We start from the raw sequence: 19015 nt of genomic DNA, 5'->3' as shown, positions 1-19015 counted from the left end.
TCAGCGGGCCGACGACTCGTGGACGAAGCCGGTGAGCCGGGCGAGCTGGTCGGGGTCGGTCGAGGGAAGCACGCCGTGGCCGAGGTTGAACACGTGCCCCTCGGCCACCCGGCCGCGTTCGAGCACGTCCCTGGCCCGCCTCTCGACGACCTCCCAGGGCGCGAGCAGGATCGCCGGGTCGAGGTTGCCCTGCAGGGCCTTGCCCGCGCCCACGCGCAGCGCGGCCTCGTCGAGCGGCACCCGCCAGTCGACGCCCACCACGTCGGCGCCGGCCTCGCCCATGAGGCCGAGCAGTTCGCCCGTGCCGACGCCGAAGTGGATGCGCGGCACGCCGAGGTCCGCCAGGCCCGCGAAGATCTTGCTGGTGTGCGGCAGCACGTAGGTGCGGTAGTCCTGCGGCGCGACCGCGCCCACCCAGGAGTCGAAGAGCTGGACGGCCGAGGCCCCCGCCGCCACCTGGACGCGCAGGAAGGCCAGCGTGATCGCGCCGAGCCGCTCCATCAGCTCGTGCCACAGCTCCGGCTCGCCGTACATCATGGCCTTGGTGCGGTCGTGGTTCTTGGAGGGGCCGCCCTCGATCAGGTAGGACGCGAGCGTGAAGGGCCCTCCGGCGAAGCCGATCAGCGGGGTCCCGCCCAGCTCTCCGGTGAGCGCGCCGACCGCCTCCGTCACGTACAGGACGTCGTCCGGCTCCAGGGGCCGCAGGACCTCCATGCCCGCCTTGTCGCGGATGGGGGTCCCGACGACCGGGCCGACGCCCGGCTTGATGTCCAGGTCGACGCCGACGGCCTTGAGCGGGACCACGATGTCGCTGAAGAAGATCGCCGCGTCCGTGCCGTACCTGCGGACCGGCTGCATGGTGATCTCGACCACGAGGTCGGGCGTGGCGCAGGCGGTGAGCATCTCGACGCCCTCGCGCACCCTGCGGTACTCGGGCAGCGACCGCCCGGCCTGGCGCATGTACCAGACCGGCGTGTGCGGAACGGGCTCGCGCCGGCACGCGCGAATGAAAACGGAATCGGCGAGCTGGGGTTTCACGGCACCAGCCTGCCATGTCCCGGCGCCGCCCGGCGCCCGGACCCATGACCTGGGGCTCCAGAACGACGCGAGCAAGGCCGCTGATCGCGTAAGGTGAACCCCATCCCCTCCTGTGAGTCATCTCACAGCTCGGCAATGTGTTCGCCAATCGGCCATCCGGCATCGATTCCAATACCACTTTCGAGACACGCCGAGTGCGATGCGGGGAAATGTCGCCGGGACGTGCCAACGTCGGATCAGTCCCGAGCGACCGCCACGACCGTGGATCCGACGAGAGGCCCCGGAGCGATGACTTCGATGTGGAGTTCCCCCGAACGCCGCACTGAGCACTGTGCCGGCAGCGACGCCGCGCGCCCCGCCCGCCCCAGCAGCGCGGCGCGCGCGACGGGGCGGCGAGACCGCGCGGACGGCCGCGGCGACCGCCGGGAGCGCACGCGCGGACGGGCCCCGGCACGGACGGCCGGCCGGGTGACGGCTCGACTGGCGGCGACGGTTTGACGACTTCCGATGCCCCCCACAGCCACCCCCCTGCTTCGCGCTCTCCCGAATCCGACCTACTCTTCCGTCATGACCCTCGGTGAACCGCCCGCGCCTCCCGCCGCCTTCCGGCGCGCGCTGGAGACGCTGCGCCCCGCCGAGGTACGGCCGGAGATCGAGCTGGAGGACATCCCGGCGCCCCAGCGGCTCGCGCCGTACTCCGGTGCGGTCGGGGCGTCCGTGTACCGTGACGACGACGAACTCGCCGTCGGCCGCCTGATCATGCTGTTCGACCCCGAGGGCCAGCGCGGCTGGGAGGGACCGTTCCGCCTCGTCGCCTACGTACGCGCCGACATGGAGCCGGAGATGACCACCGACCCGCTGCTGGGGCCGGTGGCCTGGAGCTGGCTGACCGAGGCGCTCGACGCCCACGGCGCGAGGTACGCCGCGGTGGGCGGCACGGTCACCCGCGCCGTCTCGGAGGGGTTCGGCGGCAAGGCGGACGACCCGGTCACCACCGAGATCGAGCTGCGGGCCTCGTGGTCGCCGCTCAACGAGGACCTGTCGCCGCACGCGGCCGCCTGGTGCGATCTCATGTGCCTGGCCGCGGGCATCCCCCCGCTCCCGCCCGACGTCGCCACACTGCATCCGCGCCCCGCCCGCCGTGATGATCCGAAAGTTCCTTAGCCCGTGACAGAACCCGTAGTCCAGCCACTGTTGGAGCCGCGCGAGGGAATCCCGCCCGTCATCGAGGACTCCGCCGCGCTCGCGGTCGCCGTGGACGCCTTCGCCCGTGGAACCGGGCCGGTGGCCGTCGACGCCGAGCGCGCCTCCGGATATCGCTACAGCGGCCGCGCCTACCTGGTGCAGCTGCGCCGGGCGGGTGCGGGCACCGCGCTGATCGACCCGATCAAGTGTCCCGACCTGTCCGCGCTGGACGAGGCCGTACGCGACGCCGAGGTCGTCCTGCACGCCGCGAACCAGGACCTGCCGTGCCTGGCCGAGCTCGGCTTCCGCCCGCGGCGGCTGTTCGACACCGAGCTGGCCGGGCGGCTGCTCGGCTACGAGCGGGTCGGCCTGGGGACCATGGTCGAGCTCGTCCTCGGCCTGCGGCTGGAGAAGGGGCACTCCGCGGCCGACTGGTCGGCCCGCCCGCTGCCGGAGGACTGGCTGCGCTACGCGGCGCTCGACGTGGAGGTGCTGGTCGAGCTGCGCGACGTCCTGCACGACGAGCTGGCCGCCACCGGCAAGCTGGAGTGGGCGCTGGAGGAGTTCGCGTCGATCCTGGCCGCTCCCGCCCATCCCCCGCGTACCGACCCGTGGCGGCGCACCTCGGGCATCCACCGGGTGCGCACGCTGCGCGGGCTCGCCGTGGTGCGGGAGCTGTGGACGCTGCGCGACGAGATCGCGCGGGAGGCCGACCTCGCGCCGGGCCGCGTGCTGCCCGACTCGGCGATCGTGCAGGCCGCCCTCGACCAGCCGCGCACGACCAAGTCCCTCACCGAGATCACGCCGTTCGTCGGCCGCAGCGCCCGCCGCCACCTCAACGACTGGCTGGCGGCGGTGAACCGGGCCCGCACGATGCCGGAGGCGGCGCTGCCGCAGCCCGTGGGGCCCGGGGACGGCCCTCCCCCGGCCAACCGGTGGGCCGACCGGGACCCGGCCGCCGCCAAGCGGCTCGTGGCGGCGCGGGCCGTCGTCGCCGCGCTCGCCGACGAGCACCGCATGCCGACGGAGAACCTCCTCCAGCCCGACGCCGTACGCAGGCTGACCTGGGAGCCGCCCGCGCCGATCAGCGAGGAGACCGTGGCGGCGCGGCTGCGCGCACTGGGCGCGCGGGAGTGGCAGATCGGCCTGACCGTCCACCCGCTGGCCAAGGCGCTCGAACGGCTGGAGATCAAAGGAGAGGTGTGACATGCGGGGCCATGGCGCGGACGTGGAGTCCCCCTTCGGCTACCGCCTGCACCACGTCCAGCTCGCCGTTCCGCCCGGTGCGGAGGACGACTGCCGCGCCTTCTACGTGGGCCTGCTCGGGATGACCGAGATCGGCAAGCCCTCCGTGCTCGCCGCGCGCGGGGGCCTGTGGGTGCGGGCCGGCGCCCTGGAGATCCACCTCGGCGTGGAGGAGGACTTCCGCCCCGCGCGTAAGGCGCACCCGGGCATCCTGGTGACCGGCCTCGACGACCTCGCCGCGCGCCTGGAGGCCGCCGGCGTCGAGGTCGCCTGGGATCCGCACTTCCCCGGCCACCGCCGCTTCTACGCCCACGACAATGTCGGCAACCGCCTGGAGTTCCTCGAACCGCTGTGAGACTACGCGGAGGCTCCCGGAGGCGTGGCCGTCGCGCCCCCGGGAGCCGCCCGTGATCAGACCGCGTCGTCGTCGGTCACGACGAGCCGGGTGAAGCCGCCGCCGATCGTCGCGCCGACCGGCACGGAGGCGACCACCTGGTAGGACTGCGGCGCGGACGCCACCGCGGTGTCGCCGTTCACCGGCACCCGGAAGGACGCCTCCAGGGCCCCGGCCGGGACGACGACCTCCTGCGCCGCCGAGGCGACCACCGGGGCGGCCCCGCTCGCGATCGTCTGGATCTGGACCGTCACCGGCGCGGCGCTCCTGCCCGACAGCCGCACGGTCATCGTGGCCGTGCCCGGCCCGTCGCCCTCGTCCACCGTGGCGCCCTCCACCGACACCTGCGGCAGCGTGTCGGTGCGGGCCTCACCCGCGGCCATCGTGGTGAACGCGAGATCGGCGAGGTAGACCGCGCCCTGCCGGCTCGCGCCCGAGATCCGGATCTCGCTGATCTGCTGCGGCTTGACGCCGGTGAGCGCGCTCAGCGGGACGCGGACCGTGCGCAGCCAGGTCTTGGGCAGCGGCGAGGCCGTGCCGGGGAAGGCCGTGAGCGCGTCGCTCACCTCGGACACCCTGACCGTCTGGGAGGCGCCCCGCTTGTCGACGACCTCGACCGCGAGGTCCACGTCGCCGGTCGCCGTCTCGTCCCTCGCCGCGCGGAAGGTGAGCGCGTCGTAGCGGGAGACGTTCTGGACCTGCTTGTCCAGCGGCACCGTCACCGTGCCCGTGGGGTCGCTCCAGGAGAACCGCAGCACCGGGGTCGAGGCGACGTTGTTCGCGTACGTCGCGGGCGTCCAGGACGGCGCCTGCGCGGTGGTCAGCGTGGAGGCGCAGGACGGCAGGCCGCTCTGCGGCGAGCGGCCGAGCATCCCGGCGCAGACGACCGCGGTGGCCGCGCCGGAGACCCGCGTGGACGGCGCGAGCGACGTGAAGGAGGCCACGTCGAGGCGCCTGCCCGCGGGCGCCTGGGCGACGGCGTGCACGACGGCCGCCCGGCGGAGGCGGTGGTGCCGCCGCTGCCGTCGAACAGCGGCAGCAGGCCCTGCTCGCCGCCCTGGACCAGGCGGAAGAACCCGGCGATGTACGCGGTGCCGACGGCGTACTGCTCGGCGGCGGTCAGTCGCGACGGCGCGGTGCCGCCGCAGACCGGGTCGTTGCGGTTCGACCAGTCGTCGGACGCGGGCGCGTGCGCGACGCCGGGGGTCCACTCGGTGTTGAAGAAGTTGTGGTCGGCGCCCATGACCATCAGCGAGGAGCGGAAGGCCGGGTCGCCGTCCGCGGCGTACCGGGAGTCGTCGTAGAAGTGCTGGCCCTGCTGGTTGGAGACGTCCCCGTCGCAGTACGGCAGGATGACGGCCATCGGCGTGCCGGGCAGGGTCGCCCGCGCGAAGTCCGTCGGCGCGAGCGGCAGCACCGCCCTGATCCCGTACGGCCTGGCCCGGCCCGCGTTCATCAGCGCGGCCTTGACGACGCCCTCGCCGCCGCGCGAGTGGCCCATCAGGCCGACGTCGGACATGTCGAGGCGGCCCTTGAACAGGCTCACCAGCTTCGCGTCGCCCACGCCCCTGTCGGCGTCGGCGAGCAGGTCGAGGTGCCGCATGACGACCTCGCCCCGGGCCAGCGCGCCCCGGTCCTCGCTGTAGGGGTTGTCGGCGGCGTTGACGCCGTTGGCGCTGACCGACACGACGGCGTACCCGTGGCTGGCGAGCACGTCGGCGGGGCCGTCGTAGCCCTGGTAGCTGGCGATGGGCTGCTGTCCCGCCGGGCAGGGCCACTGGGTGTTGGACGTCGTCCAGGCCGCCGGGTTGTAGCAGGCCGAGTGGCGGCCGTGCAGGAAGACGACCAAGGGGCGCCTGCCGCGGGCGCCGTCCGGCAGGTAGACCTTCGCCCGGATCTCGGCCTGACGGCCGCCGAGGCCCTCCAGCGTGATGGCGGTGTCGCCCAGGTCGTACTCGTCGTGGGTCACGGCGTACGGACCGGGCGCGGCGGGATCGACGGGCGCGGGAGCCGGTTTGCCGTGAGTCTTGGCGGGCGCCGGGGCGGCCTTGCCGGCGGCCGCCGCGGTGGCCTCGGGCACCTCGCCGTTCCAGGCCACGTCGACCGACGACGCCGTGGCCACGGCGGGGTCGGGGGTGACGACGGTCAGCGTCATGCCGTCGGGCGACTCCTCGGCCGGGCCGAGCGACCGGCCGTCCGCGGCGAGTTCGGGGACGGCGTCGCGGACCGGCAGCGGCGTGTTCAGGTGGAACGTGACCCGGTGGCCGCCGCCGACGGGTTCGACGGTCCAGGTGCCGTCCCCGCCGGCCGAGCCGGGCGGCGCGGCGTGCGCGGGTCCCGCGAGGAGGGGGGCGGACAGGGTCGCGGCCGTGACGGCCGCGGCGAGCGCCTTGGTCCAGGCGCGCACAGGAGAGCGCATTGGTTCCTTTTCGAGTGCAATGCCCCAAGAAAGCCGCTCAGGAGAGTTAGAGGGGGGATTCTTGAGGTTTGAGGGGTTGCATCCCGAATGAGATCGTCACCGGCGACATGTGCTGATTCCGTCTGGTTTCCGGCCGGTAAACGATCATTCACAGGCACGGCGGCCCCACCGATCCCAGGACCGGTTACTGACCAGTAGCATAGGGAGCCGGAAGCTACCGACAAGTAGGAGCGAACCCGTGCCTGCGTCCCGTGAAGTCGTCTTCGTCGACGGCGTTCGGACGCCTTTCGGCAAGTCGGGCCCGAAGGGCCTGTACGCCGAGACGCGTGCCGACGACCTGGTAGTCCGCGTCATCCGCGAGCTGATGCGGCGCAACCCCGGCCTCCCCCCGGAGCGGGTGGACGAGGTGGCCATCGCGGCCACCACCCAGATCGGCGACCAGGGCCTGACCATCGGCAGGTCCGCGGCGGTGCTCGCCGGCCTGCCGAAGTCGGTCCCCGGTTACGCCATCGACCGCATGTGCGCCGGCGCGATGACCGCCGTCACCACGGTGGCGGGCAGCATCTCCTTCGGCGCGTACGACGTGGCCATCGCCGGCGGCGTCGAGCACATGGGCCGCCACCCCATGGGCGAGGGGGTGGACCCCAACCCCCGGTTCCTGTCGGAGCAGCTCGTGGACGGCTCGGCACTGGTCATGGGCATGACCGCCGAGAACCTGCACGACCGATACCCGTCCATCACGAAGGAGCGCGCCGACGCCTTCGCCGTGGCCTCGCAGGAGAAGGTCGCCAAGGCGTACGCCGACGGCAAGATCCAGCGCGACCTGGTGCCCGTGGCGGCCCGCAAGGCCGCCGAGGGCTGGGGCCTGGCCACCGTGGACGAGGCGCCGCGCCCCGGCACGACGCTGGAGGGCCTGCGCACGCTCAAGACGCCGTTCCGCGCGCACGGGCGGGTCACGGCGGGCAACGCCTCCGGCATCAACGACGGCGCGACCGGCTGCATCGTGGCCGCCGAGGACGTGGCCAGGGAGCTGGGCCTGACCCCGCGCATGCGGCTGGTCTCCTACGCCTTCGCCGGGGTGGACCCCGAGGTCATGGGCATCGGCCCGATCCCCTCCACCGAGCGCGCGCTGCGCCTGGCCGGGCTGTCCATCGACGACATCGGCCTGTTCGAGATCAACGAGGCGTTCGCCGTACAGGTGCTGGCCTTCCTGGAACACTTCGGCATCGCCGACGACGACCCGCGCGTCAACCCGTACGGCGGCGCGATCGCGTTCGGCCACCCGCTCGCCTCGTCGGGCGTGCGGCTGATGACCCAGCTCTCGCGCGAGTTCGCCGAGCGGCCCGACGTCCGCTATGGGATCACCACGATGTGCGTCGGCATGGGCATGGGCGGCACTGTCATCTGGGAGAACCTGTCATGAGCACCCTCGACACCTGGAAGGCCCTCCTGGAGGGCAAGAACGCCGACGAGGTGGTCGCCAAGGCGCTCGTGCGCGACGTCGAGCTTCCGTACGGCGCGGGCACGATGGCCCTGATCACGCTGGACAACGGCCTCGACCACACCAAGCCCAACACCTTCGGCCCGCACGGCCTGCTCGCGCTGAACGACGCGCTCGACGCGATCGCCGCGCGCTCCGACCTCGCGGCCGTCGGCGTCGTGGGCAAGCCGTTCATCTTCGCCGTCGGGGCCGACCTCAAGGGCGCGGCGGCGGTGTCCTCCCGCGAGGAGGCGCTGGCCATCGGGCAGCTCGGTCACCACGTGTTCCGCCGCCTCGGCGAGCTGGACGTGCCGTCGTTCGCGTTCGTCAACGGCGCGGCGATGGGCGGCGGGCTGGAGATCGCGCTGCACTGCACGTATCGCACCGTGTCGTCCGGCGTCCCGGCGATCGCGCTGCCGGAGTGCTTCCTCGGCCTGGTTCCCGGATGGGGCGGCACCCAGCTCCTCCCCCGCCTGATCGGGCCGGAGAAGGCGCTGAAGCTCGTCATCGAGAACCCGCTGTCGCAGAACCGCATGATCAAGGGCCGGGACGCGTACGCGCTCGGGATCGCCGACGCGATGTTCGAGCCCGCCGACTTCGTCGAGGAGTCGCTGCGGTGGGCCGCCCAGGTGCTGCGCGGCGAGGTGACCGTCGAGCGGGCCGACCACACCGCCGACGACTGGTCCCCCGTGATCGACCAGGCCAGGACCCTCGTCGACCTCAAGCTGCGGGGCGCCTCCCCCGCGCCGTACCGGGCGCTCGACCTCATGGCCCTGGCCCGTACGGCGTCGCGCGACGAGGGCTTCGCCGCCGAGGACGAGGCACTGGCCGACCTGCTCATGAGCGACGAGCTGCGGGCCGGCTTGTACGCCTTCGACCTGGTGCAGCGCCGGGCCAAGCGCCCGGCCGGCGCGCCGGACAGGTCGCTGGCCCGCCCGGTCACCAAGGTCGGCGTGGTGGGCGCCGGGCTGATGGCCTCGCAGCTCGCGCTGCTGTTCGCCCGCCGCCTGGAGGTCCCGGTCGTGCTGACCGACCTCGACCAGGCCCGGCTGGACAAGGGCGTCGGCTACGTCCACGCCGAGGTCGACAAGCTGCTGGGCAAGGGCCGCGTCTCCGCCGACCAGGCCAACCGGCTGAAGGGCCTGGTGACGGGCTCGCTGACCAAGGACGCCTTCGCCGACGCCGACTTCGTGATCGAGGCGGTGTTCGAGGACCTCGGCGTGAAGCAGAAGGTCTTCGCCGAGGTGGAGGAGGTCGTCTCCGAGACCTGCGTGCTCGCCACCAACACCTCGTCGCTGTCGGTCACCGACATGGCGGCCGGCCTGCGGCACCCGGAGCGGGTGGTGGGCTTCCACTTCTTCAACCCGGTCGCGGTGCTGCCGCTGCTGGAGATCGTCCGGGGCGCCGCCACCGACGACGCGACGCTGGCCACGGCGTTCGCGGTCGGCAAGACGCTGAAGAAGTCGTGCGTGCTGGTCAAGGACGCGCCCGCGTTCGTCGTCAACCGGCTGCTGACGCGGTTCATGGGCGAGGTCACGGCGGCGGCCGACGAGGGCACCCCGCTGGAGGTCGCGACCACGCGCTCGACTCGCTCGGCCTGCCGATGACGCCGTTCGCGCTGCTCCAGCTCGTCGGCCCGGCCGTCGCGCTGCACGTCGCCGAGACCATGCACGCGGCGTTCCCGGACCGGTTCGGCGTCTCGGAGAACCTCGCCAAGCTGGTCGCCGCGGGCAAGCCGGGCCTGTACGGCCCGGACTTCCAGATCGACCCGGAGGTGCGGGCGCTGTTCGAGGGCGGCTCGTCCCCGTCGACGGGCGAGGAGGTGCGGCTGCGCGCGCTGCGGGCCCTCGCCCAGGAGATCAGGCTCATGCTCGACGAGGGCGTGGTCGCGGCGCCGCAGGACATCGACCTGTGCATGATCCTCGGCGCGGGCTGGCCGTTCCACACCGGCGGCATCACGCCCTACCTCGACCGTACGGGCATCTCCGAGGAGGTCACCGGCTCCCGCTTCCTGGAGCCCGGCGTCGCCTCCGTACCGGCCTGACGCATGCGGTCGCCCGGCCCAGGCTGACACGGCCCGCGCCGGGCGGCCCGCCCGAGCCTTCCGCCATGGACCCGCGAACCACGAGACCGCGGACCCACCAGGCCCTTCAACCACAGGGCCGCGCGGAACACGGGGCCCCGCACCACAGGGCCCCGACCCGAGCCGCCGCGCCACCCCGGCGCGGCGGCTCCGCATTACCGAAGCTGCGACCTGGGTGGACTCTGAACCCTGGAATGCGGAGGATGTCATCCCTCCTCTCTAGTTCTCTATGAGCAGGAAGGGAGCAGGCCATGACAGCGCAGCCGCACGACTTCGTGCCCGGCGAGACGCCGTTGCCGGAGAAGAACCTGCGAGCCATACGCTCCGCGTTGACCACCCCTCAGGACCGTGAGGCCTTCGACGCGGGGCTGAAGGCAGTGCTCGGCGAGGTCAGGGGCAGTCTGGACCTGGGTGCGCTCAACGCGTTCGTACACCGGTGGTGGATCTCCGCCTGCGACTCTGTACGCGATCCCGAAGGCCGCCGGCAGATGCACGAGCGGGCCGAACATGTCCTCGCCGGCGGACCCCGTTCCGAGGGGAAGCCGTGGCGCGAGATTCTCGCCGCCGGCAGGACCGATACGTAGGCAGGGCTGAAGCGTTCTCAGGGCTAACGCGAGCAGCGGGCCGAGTGGGTAGCGGCGCCCGCGCCGGCTGCGAGGGTCGGGTACGGCATCCAGCACCGCGGCTAGAGCGGGCAGGTCGGACAGCGGATCGGAGATGGTGACGCGCTCCAGGTGGCGGCAGAGCACGCCGATCGGGGATGATCGGCACGCGAACGCGGCCCCTGTTCTTGATCGATTGGCTAGACACCGACGATCATGAGGGGTCGCGTTTGTCATCTCCGCACCGGGGCGCCCTCAACCACCCGCCCGTCCCAGCGGTGCGAGCATCTCACCAGCCGAGAACGCTCGAGCCCTGCCCCAGGGCCAGTGCGTCGTATATGGGGCTGCGCCCCCTGACCTCGCGCTCCGCGAAGTACCGGTACCACTCCGCCGTCTCCACTGCCGCCTCCCGTATTGCCTTCGACTTTCCATCAAAGCAGGAGGAAACGAGCGCGCAAGAAGGGGGCCTCGGCGACGGGCGTTCCGGCGGACACTACGTGCGCATCAAAGATAGTCGAAAGAAAAAGCGAAGGCCGTTTACACCATGAGCGGCAAGGAAAACCAAGGCGGCACGCAACGATTCACGGCGGGTCACAAACAGGACATTCTCCATCAACTGGAAATGCCCGGGGAAACCCGCGCACAGGGGAGCTGAATTGCCCAGAAGAATCAGTCTTGTCGCCCTTTCCGCGGTCGGCGCCCTACTGACCGGCGGCGCCGTCGCCAATGCCGCCGTGAGCGGCGCCGCCAGTCCCGTGACCGCGCGGGACCTGCCCCGTCACGCCGCCGTCCACCTCTCCTCCCCGCACCCCGGCACGGACAGGAACAGGAACGACCAGCGGCAGCGGCAGCGCGGCAGTCAGAACCAGAACCAGAAGCTGCTGCGCGACTTCACCCATGTCCTGTCGCCGGTCCAGCAGGTGACGACGCAGTCGAGGACGCTGCCGGACAACCGGCAGCTCGTCGATTCACGGACGATTACCTCGAACACCCAGCAGACCGATTCACGGGTATGGAATTCACCGACACAGCAACACGAGCAGAACGTCCACGGCCGGCAGAACACGGCACAGAACGCGGCGCAGTCCCTTCAGGGAAGAGAGAACTCTCAGACTTCACACGAGAAGAACCGTAAGGGCGAGCCGGCGCAGAACCCGTGCAAGAATCCCGACATACGCGTCATGACGCAGAACATGTATGTGGGTAGCAGTTTCGCACCACTGATCGCCGCGCAGACGCCGGCGCAGTTCGTCGCGGCGGTCACGACCGTGTATCAGAACATCCTGGCGAGCAAGCCCGCCGAACGTGCGGCCGCGGTCGCCCGCGAGATCGCGCGCAACCGGCCCGACCTGGTGGGCCTCCAGGAGGCCGACATCGTGCGCACCGGCTCGCCGCCGGCGGAGAACGTGCAGTCGGACCAGCTCAAGGCCCTTCTGGCCGAGCTCGACCGGCTGGGACAGCACTACGAGACGGTGGCCATCATGCCCGGCTCAGACATCGAGGTGCCCAGCACGCTCGGGTTCGATGTGCGCCTCACCTACCGCGACGTGGTCATCGCCAGGGCGGACACGGCCAGGAGGATCACGCTCTCCAACCGGCAGGTGCAGACCTACGTGACCAACTCGAAGATCTCCACACCCGTCGGCTCCATCACCGACATCCGCGGCTGGATCTCCGTCGACGCCACCGTCTGCGGCCGGACGTTCCGCTTCATCACCACCCATCTGGACTCGACACCGCCGTTCACCACCCAGCGGACGCAGGCGCGGGAACTCATGGCCACGGCGGCGAACACGCGCCTGCCCATCGTGCTCGTCGGCGACTTCAACACCACCGCCGACGATCCGAACAATCCGACGTTCGCCACCTACCAGTTCCTTCTCGACCAGGGCTTCACCGACGCGTGGAAGCGCAGGCACCCGGGGGATCCGGGCTTCACCTGCTGTCAGGCGCCGGACCTGCGCAATCCCGTCTCCTCGCTGACGCACCGCATCGACCTCGTCCTGCTCCGCGAAGCGTTCGGCGTCAAGAGCGTCGACCTGGTCGGCAACCGGCCGGCTGACCGTACGCCGTCGGGACTGTGGCCCTCCGACCACGCGGGAGTCGTGGCGACGCTGAGACCGCCCGGCGCCAGGAAATAGGCGGCGTCGCACGGGCCGGCGGGAGACCGGCGCCCTCAGGCTCCGGCCTCCCGCCGTGCACCGCCCGGCCGCTCCCAGGCCCACAGGCGCTCGCCGTCCTCGACATGATCGGTGGGCAGCAGGCCGATCCGGCGGGCCACCGTCATGGACGCGTGGTGATCGGGGTGGATGTGCGCCTCGATCCGCGCGATGCCACGCGCCCGCAACCACCCGGCGAGGGCCGCCGCCGCCTCCGAGGCGTACCCCCTGCTCTTCTCGGATGGCGAGTGGCACCACCGATCACCAGGGGTCGCGATCTCTATCTGCTCAGCGGGGTGCCCTCAGATGACTCATCACTGGCTACCAGCCCATCTCGCCCTCCGAGAACGCTTCAGCCCTGGATACGTAGGTGATCCCGACAGCCGGAAATCAAATCCGCGCCGCCTGAGGAAACGCGGCGCCCGGCGCGGTCAGCATTCAGCCAGCAGACAGCGCTCGACCGGCCGGGCCTGCCAGAGGCCTTGCATGCCTCGGAAGCGGTCGATGACGGAGGGGATGTCGTCGGGATCTTTGAGCTTCAGGTGGTAGTAGGACACCTCGGCTGTGAAATCGCTGCTGGTGCGAGACCGCAGGTCCTTGGTGGCGTGCTCGGAATCCTCGAAGTAGAACGCCTCGACCTCCGGCGTGCCGCGGATCGCTTCGACGACCGCGTCCTGCTGCGCCTTGGTCAGAGGTTCACGGCAGCCGACCCCCTCTCCGGGCTCGGGCAGACACAGGCGCAGCGACACGTGGGCCTTGCCGTACCAGAATCCGTCGCCCTGGGGATAGACGCCGTCCACACCAGGTAGCGCACGGATGGCGCGGGAGAACTCACGGGATTTCGACCGGTCGAGCAGGACGCCGACGATGGAGTCGGTCATGTCTTCGCGTTGCCACTCGTGGAGCGGGTCGTCGCTTGTGCTCCAGGTGAGCTTCCTGTGCTCCTGGTACTCCTTCCACTCCTGCTCGGCTGATTGATATTCGACCTCGCGTACGTCGGGGCGGGCCTCAAGCGCGGCGAGGACGGCCTTCTTCTCAGCCTCGGTCGCCGAGCCGACGCTCACCTCGAACGTCCCGGTCGTGGGCCAGGGGCCGGGCGGCGGCGGGAGAGGTCCTTGGGGCGGCCCGGCCAGCAGCCGGGGCAGCCCCCACGCTCCGGCAGCCAGTACGGCGACGACGAGCGGACCCACGATCCACAACAGTCGTGACCGGGAGGATCTCGGCTCGGTCCCATCAGACATGTCGGCGAATATGCCCACTGGTCCTCGCGCGGTCAAGCAGCATCGGTGACGGCCTCCGACCCGCTCGGCGCGAGATCATTGCACGGGACAGAAGATCAACGGGGAAGGGCTGGGACTTGCTCACGGACATCGAGGCTCACTATGCGGACCTCATCGAGCGCTCCCTTGATATCGGCGAGCTGTGCATGACATGGTGCCGGGCGGCCTCGGCCGACGAGGTGATTGACGCCCTCGATGTCGAGGTGGTCGATGTCACCGTGAGTGGTCTGCACCATCTGGTCAAACAGTCGTACGACGACCTTGAGGAGGGCAGGCTGGGAAGGTACCTGATGTTGGCCGAGGAACCGCCCTGGTTCCTCGCGCTGGAGTACAGCGGCGATCGGGCTTTCCGGGCGCTTGAGCGACTCTCCTCCGGCGGCGAGGCCATCTGCCTGATAGGCAGTCAGACCCTCTATCGATTCAGGTTGTACTACGCTCGTGGGGGCCGCACGCTGTGCACATTCGACTACGGCGGCGACGTCTGGGGCGACACGGCCCCTATCGAAAAACACCTCGACGGCCTGTTCAATCTGCACGAGAGATATGCCGACGTCGAGAGAGGCCTCGTGCCGGGGGAGCAGACGCTGGACGACTGGCGCATCCATGCCTTCGTCCTGATGGAGCGGATCACCGGAATCCGCCTGTCGTTCGAATTGCTACGGGAGAACGCGCTCTACCGCTTCTGGGGGTGGGGTGACCCACCCTCAGAAGCTCCAAACCAGGACATCGGGCGCCGAGGCTGAGCCGCCGCGCCACCCCGGCGCGGCGGCTCGCCGTGCTTCCGCACGCGGTCAGGCCGCGTGGCGGTAGGCGGGATAGGTGATGTAGCCGTCATCGCCGCCCTGATACCAGGTGGACTGGTCGTGCGGCGCGATGGGGAGCCCCTGGCGCAGCCGCTCCACGAGGTCGGGATTGGCGATGAAGGCGCGGCCGAAGCTGATCAGGTCGGCGCCGAGCCCCAGCCAGTGGTCGGCGGCCGCCTTGTCCGTCTGCCGTGGGCCCATCGGGAAGACCGGGTTGACGATGAGCGTGCCGGGCCAGGCCTTGCGCAGCTCGACCAGCACGTCCTCGTCGGTGGTGGCCTCCAGGTGGACGTATGCCAGGTTCAGGGGGGCCAGTTCGGCGAGCAGCGCGCCGTACAGTTCGGGGACGTCGGTCTCCTCCGCGCCCCAGATGCCCGCGCCCGGCGAGAGCCGGATGCCGGTCCGGTCACTTCCCACCGCCTCGACGGTCGCCGACACCGCCTCCACGGCGAAGCGGATCCGGTTCGCGATCGACCCGCCGTACGCGTCGGTGCGCAGGTTGGCGGAGCTGGACAGGAACTGCGCGATGAGGTAGCCGTTCGCGCCGTGCAGCTCGACACCGTCGAAACCGGCGTCGACGGCCCGGAGCGCGGCCTGCGCGTAGGACAGGGCGTGCTCGGGCACCTCGGCGGTGTCCAGCGCCCTCGGCACGGGTGCGGGCTTGGGCCCCGCCGGAGTGAACACCTCCCCGGGGGCGGCGACGGCCGAGGGGCCCACCGGCTGCATCCCCGTGGTGTCGGGGTGGGAGACGCGGCCCCCGTGCATGATCTGGGCGAAGATGCGGCCGCCGTTGGCATGGACCGCGTCGGTGACCTGCCGCCACGACGCGACCTGCTCGTCGGTGTACAGCCCCGGTGTGCCCGGATTGGACTGGCCGACGAGGCTCGGCTGCACCCCTTCGGTCACGATGAGCCCGGCGGTGGCGCGCTGGGCGTAGTAGGTCGCCATCGACGGTGTCGCCAGGCCGCCCGCCGCCGCGCGGACCCGGGTCATCGGGGCCATCACCACACGGTTGGGCAGGGTCAGCGCGCCGAGCTGGTAGCGGTCGAAAAGGGTCGTCATTCCTGAGTGCCTTTCAGGGGTTCCTGCGGAAGGACGCGTCCGCCGGCTGGACACGGTGACTACGCTAAGACCTGACATTGACGTTAGATGCAAGCGTTCGAGCGCAGATTTTCGACAGGAGGCGCGATGCGGATCGGGGAGTTGGCGTCGCAGGCCGGGGTGAGCGTCCGCTCCCTGCGCTACTACGAGGAGCAGGGCCTGCTCACCAGCACGCGCAGCCCCAGCGGCCAGCGCCACTACACCGACGACGAGGTCGAGCGCGTACGGCTCATCCAGTGTCTGTACGCCGCCGGGCTCTCCAGCCGGACGATCGTCGAAGTGCTGCCGTGCGTCGACTCGCCGAACGAGCGGAACTCCGACGAGGCGTTCGAGCGGCTGCTCCAGGAGCGAGAACGGATCAGCCGGCACATCGACGAGCTCCTGCAGGCCCGCGACGCCCTCGACCGGCTCATCGAGATCAACCGTGCCCACCGCGCCCAGCTGACGCCTCGCTGACCTCGGGCATGACGGGGACGGCGCGGCGCAGTCGCCCGTTGCGTCGGGCGACTGCGCCGTGAGAAACCGCGGGTCAGCGTCTGAACAGACGCGGCGCCAGGTCGATGAGGTTCTTCTGCCACACGTCCCAGCCGTGCGGTCCGGGGGTGACCCCGTCGAACTCGTAGCGGATACCGAGATCGTTCAACGTGGTCAGGGACCCCATGAAGAACGGCTGCACGAAGTCGGTCTGGTCGCCGACGTACAGGCGCAGCATCGCGGTCCCCCTGTTGACCGCCTCCACGTCGACGCCGGCACCGTCGCCGAACCAGGCCGAGAACGCCGCGACGTAGGCGAACCTCCCCGGGTACGCCTTGAGCACCCCGAGCGTCTGCACACCGCCCATCGAGAGGCCGGCGAGGGCCTGCCGCGACGGGTCGCCGGAGACGTTGTAGTGGGCGCGGGCCGCCGGAACGATGTTGTCCAGCAGTTCCTTGGTGAAGTCGGACACGTTGCCGTTGCCCATCACGACCACCATCGGCACCAGCTTCCCGTCCAGGAACTCGTGGTCGAGGATCTGCTTGGCGCGACCCATCTCCACCCAGTCCGTGTAGCTCTGACCGCTGCCGTGCTGGAGGTAGAGGACCGGATAGGGCTCCGCGCGGCCGGCGTCGTACCCGGGCGGGGTCCACACCAACGCGGTCCGGTCCTGGTTCGCCACGGTGCTCCGGTATGTCAGGCTCTCGATCTTTCCGCCCTGACCGGCGGGAACGTCCGAGAGCAGGCGCGACCTCTCGCCCGGGATGAGGAAGGTGCTCCAGGTCGGCTCGGAGGTCACCTTCGTCGGGTTCGACGTGTCCTTGACCCCGACCCGATCCACGATCACCTGGTAGTAGTAGAACCACGGGTCCAGCGGGCCCATGGTCACCCGCCACCGGTCGCCTTCACGGGACATCGGGATGCGCAGCCAGCTCCCTCCGGGAGCCACGTTGGCCCAGAGCGTGACGTGCTTGGCGTTCGTGAAGTCCGTCGTGGTCTCGAAGGTGACGAAGCCGTCCTCGGTCAGGAACGGCGTCGGGTTGGTGCCGGGCAGCGGCGGCTTGAACTCGCCCTTCAACCGCCCGTGCCCTGCGCTCGGACCGTGATCCGGCACCGTGCGGAACAGCCGTGGCACGAAATCGATCAAGTTCTCCTGCCAGGCGTTCCAGTTCGCCCCGGCGTCGGGGTTGACCCCGTCGAACTCGTACCTGACACCGGCGCGGTCCAGCGCCCTCGTGAGGCGGACGGTCGCGTTGTACGCGGGATCGGTCACGTTCCCGGTGTACAGACGCACCAGCGTGACGGTGCGATTGACGGCTTTGGCGTTCGCCCGATCCACGCCGTCCGTCAGAAGACCCGAGAACGAGCCGACGTAAGCGAACTGACCCGGGTTGGCCAAAGTCGCACGTAGCGCCCGCGTCCCGCCCTCGGAGACACCGGCGATGGCCTGGTGCGCCGGGTCGCGGAGGACGCGGTACTTGTCCTCGGCCGCCTTCCGGAGGTCCTTCAGCTCCTTCTCGTCGTCCGGCCCGTCTCCGTCGCTGATCACGACCACCATCGGCTCCATGGCACCCTGGATCGACAGGTTGTCGAGGATCTGCTTGGCACGGCCGAGATCGAGCCAGTCGGTTGCGCTCTGCCCTTCGCCTGACCGCAGGAACAGCACCGGGTAGGCCTTGGCACCCTTGGCCGAGTACCGCGGCGGCGTCCATACCAGCGCCGAACGCTCCTTCTTCTTGGTCCGGTAGGTCAGGGTCTCGACCTTGCCGCCCTGCCCCTGAGGCGCATCCGCCAGCAGGCGCGCCGAGTCACCCGGGACGATGAAGGTGCTCCACAAGGGCTTGGACGCCACGCTGGTGGCGTTCGTCGGATCCTTGAGGACCTTGGTGTCGTCGCCCGTGATCTGGTAGGAGTACAGCCCCGGCTTGAGTGGGCCGAGGGCTCCCCACCAGACGTCGCCCCGGCGGGTCAGGCCGTACTCCGCCCACGCGAAGGAGGGGCCGAAGTTCCCCTCGACCATCACCTCCGACACCTGGCCCACGTTGGCCTCGATGGAGGCCGCCGGGATGCTGATCGACACGTAGCCGTCGTCCGAAACGCTCAGCCACGGTGTGTCCGCCACCGCCGGCCGAGGCGCGGTCAGGACCGCCGCGACCATCATGACCCCGGCGGCGATCACCGCCGAGAGCCGGCGCACACCCGTGGGGCGCATGCCGCCGTGATGGAATAACGCCATACCGAAACTCCTGGATTGCATGCCTGGACTTCCGCCGTCACGCTGCATTCACTCTCTTTTAGTAGTGAGCGTTAACAGTCGCGATTCCACCAAGTCAAGGTAATTGATACACATTGGGAACACAAGCCTGTTTCAGGCTCTCGGCATGCCGGCCAGGACAGGGAGGTTCCGCCGGCCCGCCTCGGGACTCGGCCCCGAGCCGCCGCGCCCTATCGGCGCGGCGGCTCGGCGTACAGCGTGTCACTCGCGACGGTCAGCAGCAGCTGCCCACCGGGTCGGGGAACAGGTCGGCGATCGCCTGGACGTGGTGGTCCGGAACGACGACGCTGGCCCCCGCGACCAGTCCCGCGCCGATCAATGCGGCAATCAGGAGGTGTTTCATGTGCTCTTTCATCTTTCTCCCCGTTTTGTAGCGACCTTCGGGGACTTCGATGCGGATCCGGACGAGAAAGTTCGCACTCATTGAAGATTCAATGGGGACACCGACGACGGTTTCGGGCGTGCGGGCGGGTGGAC

At 70.6% G+C, this 19015-nt stretch carries 15 protein-coding genes and 1 pseudogene; 9 read left to right on the top strand and 7 right to left on the bottom strand.

Going from position 1 to position 19015, the window contains the following annotated elements; genetic code table 11:
- Window positions 1-1038, bottom strand: coding sequence for a uroporphyrinogen decarboxylase (hemE, locus tag B1L11_RS23485; protein ID WP_079316488.1), 1038 nt, complete (start codon window positions 1036-1038; stop codon window positions 1-3).
- A gap of 567 nt (window positions 1039-1605) precedes the next feature.
- On the opposite strand from hemE, the gene B1L11_RS23480 reads away from it, so the two are divergent.
- The 3 genes from B1L11_RS23480 to B1L11_RS23470 are packed head-to-tail and all read left to right on the top strand — an operon-like array spanning window position 1606 to window position 3823.
- Window positions 1606-2202 carry a DUF3000 domain-containing protein gene (locus B1L11_RS23480; protein WP_079316487.1) on the top strand — a complete coding sequence of 199 codons (597 nt, stop codon included), beginning with the start codon at window positions 1606-1608 and terminating at the stop codon, window positions 2200-2202.
- A 3-nt stretch (window positions 2203-2205) separates the two neighbouring features.
- Window positions 2206-3429 carry a ribonuclease D gene (locus tag B1L11_RS23475; RefSeq protein WP_079316486.1) on the top strand — a complete coding sequence of 408 codons (1224 nt, stop codon included), beginning with the start codon at window positions 2206-2208 and terminating at the stop codon, window positions 3427-3429.
- A 1-nt stretch (window position 3430) separates the two neighbouring features.
- Window positions 3431-3823: a glyoxalase gene (locus B1L11_RS23470; protein WP_079316485.1), complete on the top strand. Its 393-nt coding sequence runs from the start codon at window positions 3431-3433 to the stop codon at window positions 3821-3823.
- Window positions 3824-4682: 859 nt separating this feature from the next.
- Here the strand turns inward: B1L11_RS23470 and B1L11_RS23465 are convergent.
- A complete protein-coding gene (locus tag B1L11_RS23465; protein ID WP_143737483.1) occupies window positions 4683-6281 on the bottom strand; it encodes an acetylxylan esterase in 1599 nt (532 codons plus the stop codon).
- Window positions 6282-6519: 238 nt separating this feature from the next.
- On the opposite strand from B1L11_RS23465, the gene B1L11_RS23460 reads away from it, so the two are divergent.
- From B1L11_RS23460 to B1L11_RS23445, 4 genes and pseudogenes are all read left to right on the top strand, one after another.
- The gene (locus B1L11_RS23460) at window positions 6520-7704 is read left to right on the top strand and encodes a thiolase family protein (RefSeq protein WP_079316483.1); all 1185 of its coding nucleotides are present in this window, start codon (window positions 6520-6522) and stop codon (window positions 7702-7704) included.
- Window positions 7701-9805, top strand: a pseudogene (locus tag B1L11_RS23455) (3-hydroxyacyl-CoA dehydrogenase NAD-binding domain-containing protein). The gene B1L11_RS23460 and the pseudogene B1L11_RS23455 overlap by 4 nt, the downstream one beginning before the upstream one ends.
- Before the next feature lie 290 nt (window positions 9806-10095).
- A complete protein-coding gene (locus tag B1L11_RS23450; RefSeq protein WP_079316482.1) occupies window positions 10096-10428 on the top strand; it encodes a DUF6247 family protein in 333 nt (110 codons plus the stop codon).
- 674 nt (window positions 10429-11102) lie between these two features.
- Complete coding sequence (locus B1L11_RS23445) at window positions 11103-12587, top strand: endonuclease/exonuclease/phosphatase family protein (RefSeq protein ID WP_143737482.1); 1485 nt, start codon at window positions 11103-11105, stop codon at window positions 12585-12587.
- Window positions 12588-12622: 35 nt separating this feature from the next.
- Here B1L11_RS23445 and B1L11_RS23440 read toward each other — a convergent pair whose 3' ends face one another.
- On the bottom strand, window positions 12623-12883 hold the full coding sequence (locus B1L11_RS23440) for a GNAT family N-acetyltransferase (protein ID WP_256862819.1): 261 nt from the start codon (window positions 12881-12883) through the stop codon (window positions 12623-12625).
- 153 nt (window positions 12884-13036) lie between these two features.
- Window positions 13037-13846: a permease-like cell division protein FtsX gene (locus tag B1L11_RS23435; protein ID WP_143737481.1), complete on the bottom strand. Its 810-nt coding sequence runs from the start codon at window positions 13844-13846 to the stop codon at window positions 13037-13039.
- A gap of 116 nt (window positions 13847-13962) precedes the next feature.
- On the opposite strand from B1L11_RS23435, the gene B1L11_RS23430 reads away from it, so the two are divergent.
- Window positions 13963-14628 carry a DUF6461 domain-containing protein gene (locus B1L11_RS23430; RefSeq protein ID WP_079316478.1) on the top strand — a complete coding sequence of 222 codons (666 nt, stop codon included), beginning with the start codon at window positions 13963-13965 and terminating at the stop codon, window positions 14626-14628.
- 48 nt (window positions 14629-14676) lie between these two features.
- On the opposite strand, the gene B1L11_RS23425 is transcribed toward B1L11_RS23430, so the two are convergent.
- Window positions 14677-15750: an alkene reductase gene (locus tag B1L11_RS23425; RefSeq protein WP_079316477.1), complete on the bottom strand. Its 1074-nt coding sequence runs from the start codon at window positions 15748-15750 to the stop codon at window positions 14677-14679.
- A gap of 126 nt (window positions 15751-15876) precedes the next feature.
- Here B1L11_RS23425 and B1L11_RS23420 point away from each other — a divergent pair, with 126 nt between their 5' ends.
- Window positions 15877-16245, top strand: a complete 369-nt coding sequence (locus tag B1L11_RS23420; protein WP_079316476.1) for a MerR family transcriptional regulator — start codon at window positions 15877-15879, stop codon at window positions 16243-16245.
- Window positions 16246-16318: 73 nt separating this feature from the next.
- Here B1L11_RS23420 and B1L11_RS23415 read toward each other — a convergent pair whose 3' ends face one another.
- Window positions 16319-18499, bottom strand: a complete 2181-nt coding sequence (locus tag B1L11_RS23415) for an alpha/beta hydrolase-fold protein (protein WP_079316475.1) — start codon at window positions 18497-18499, stop codon at window positions 16319-16321.
- Between the two features lie 253 nt (window positions 18500-18752).
- Window positions 18753-18962 (bottom strand): hypothetical protein, encoded by a 210-nt coding sequence (locus B1L11_RS45545; protein ID WP_143737480.1) that lies wholly within the window; start codon window positions 18960-18962, stop codon window positions 18753-18755.
- Between the last annotated feature and the right edge of the window lie 53 nt (window positions 18963-19015).

This window comes from Microbispora sp. GKU 823, from assembly GCF_002027145.1.
Lineage (GTDB): Bacteria > Actinomycetota > Actinomycetes > Streptosporangiales > Streptosporangiaceae > Microbispora > Microbispora siamensis.
This window is presented reverse-complemented; position numbering and strand designations above follow the sequence as displayed.

Coding starts and splice junctions, on each gene's coding strand:
- B1L11_RS23450 (WP_079316482.1), top strand. CDS start 10,096: ATGACAGCGCAGCCGCACGACTTCGTGCCCGGCGAGACGCCGTTGCCG.
- B1L11_RS23425 (WP_079316477.1), bottom strand. CDS start 15,750: ATGACGACCCTTTTCGACCGCTACCAGCTCGGCGCGCTGACCCTGCCC.
- B1L11_RS23415 (WP_079316475.1), bottom strand. CDS start 18,499: ATGGCGTTATTCCATCACGGCGGCATGCGCCCCACGGGTGTGCGCCGG.
- B1L11_RS23465 (WP_143737483.1), bottom strand. CDS start 6,281: ATGCGCTCTCCTGTGCGCGCCTGGACCAAGGCGCTCGCCGCGGCCGTC.
- B1L11_RS23470 (WP_079316485.1), top strand. CDS start 3,431: ATGCGGGGCCATGGCGCGGACGTGGAGTCCCCCTTCGGCTACCGCCTG.
- B1L11_RS23480 (WP_079316487.1), top strand. CDS start 1,606: ATGACCCTCGGTGAACCGCCCGCGCCTCCCGCCGCCTTCCGGCGCGCG.
- B1L11_RS23435 (WP_143737481.1), bottom strand. CDS start 13,846: ATGTCTGATGGGACCGAGCCGAGATCCTCCCGGTCACGACTGTTGTGG.
- B1L11_RS23420 (WP_079316476.1), top strand. CDS start 15,877: ATGCGGATCGGGGAGTTGGCGTCGCAGGCCGGGGTGAGCGTCCGCTCC.
- B1L11_RS45545 (WP_143737480.1), bottom strand. CDS start 18,962: ATGAGTGCGAACTTTCTCGTCCGGATCCGCATCGAAGTCCCCGAAGGT.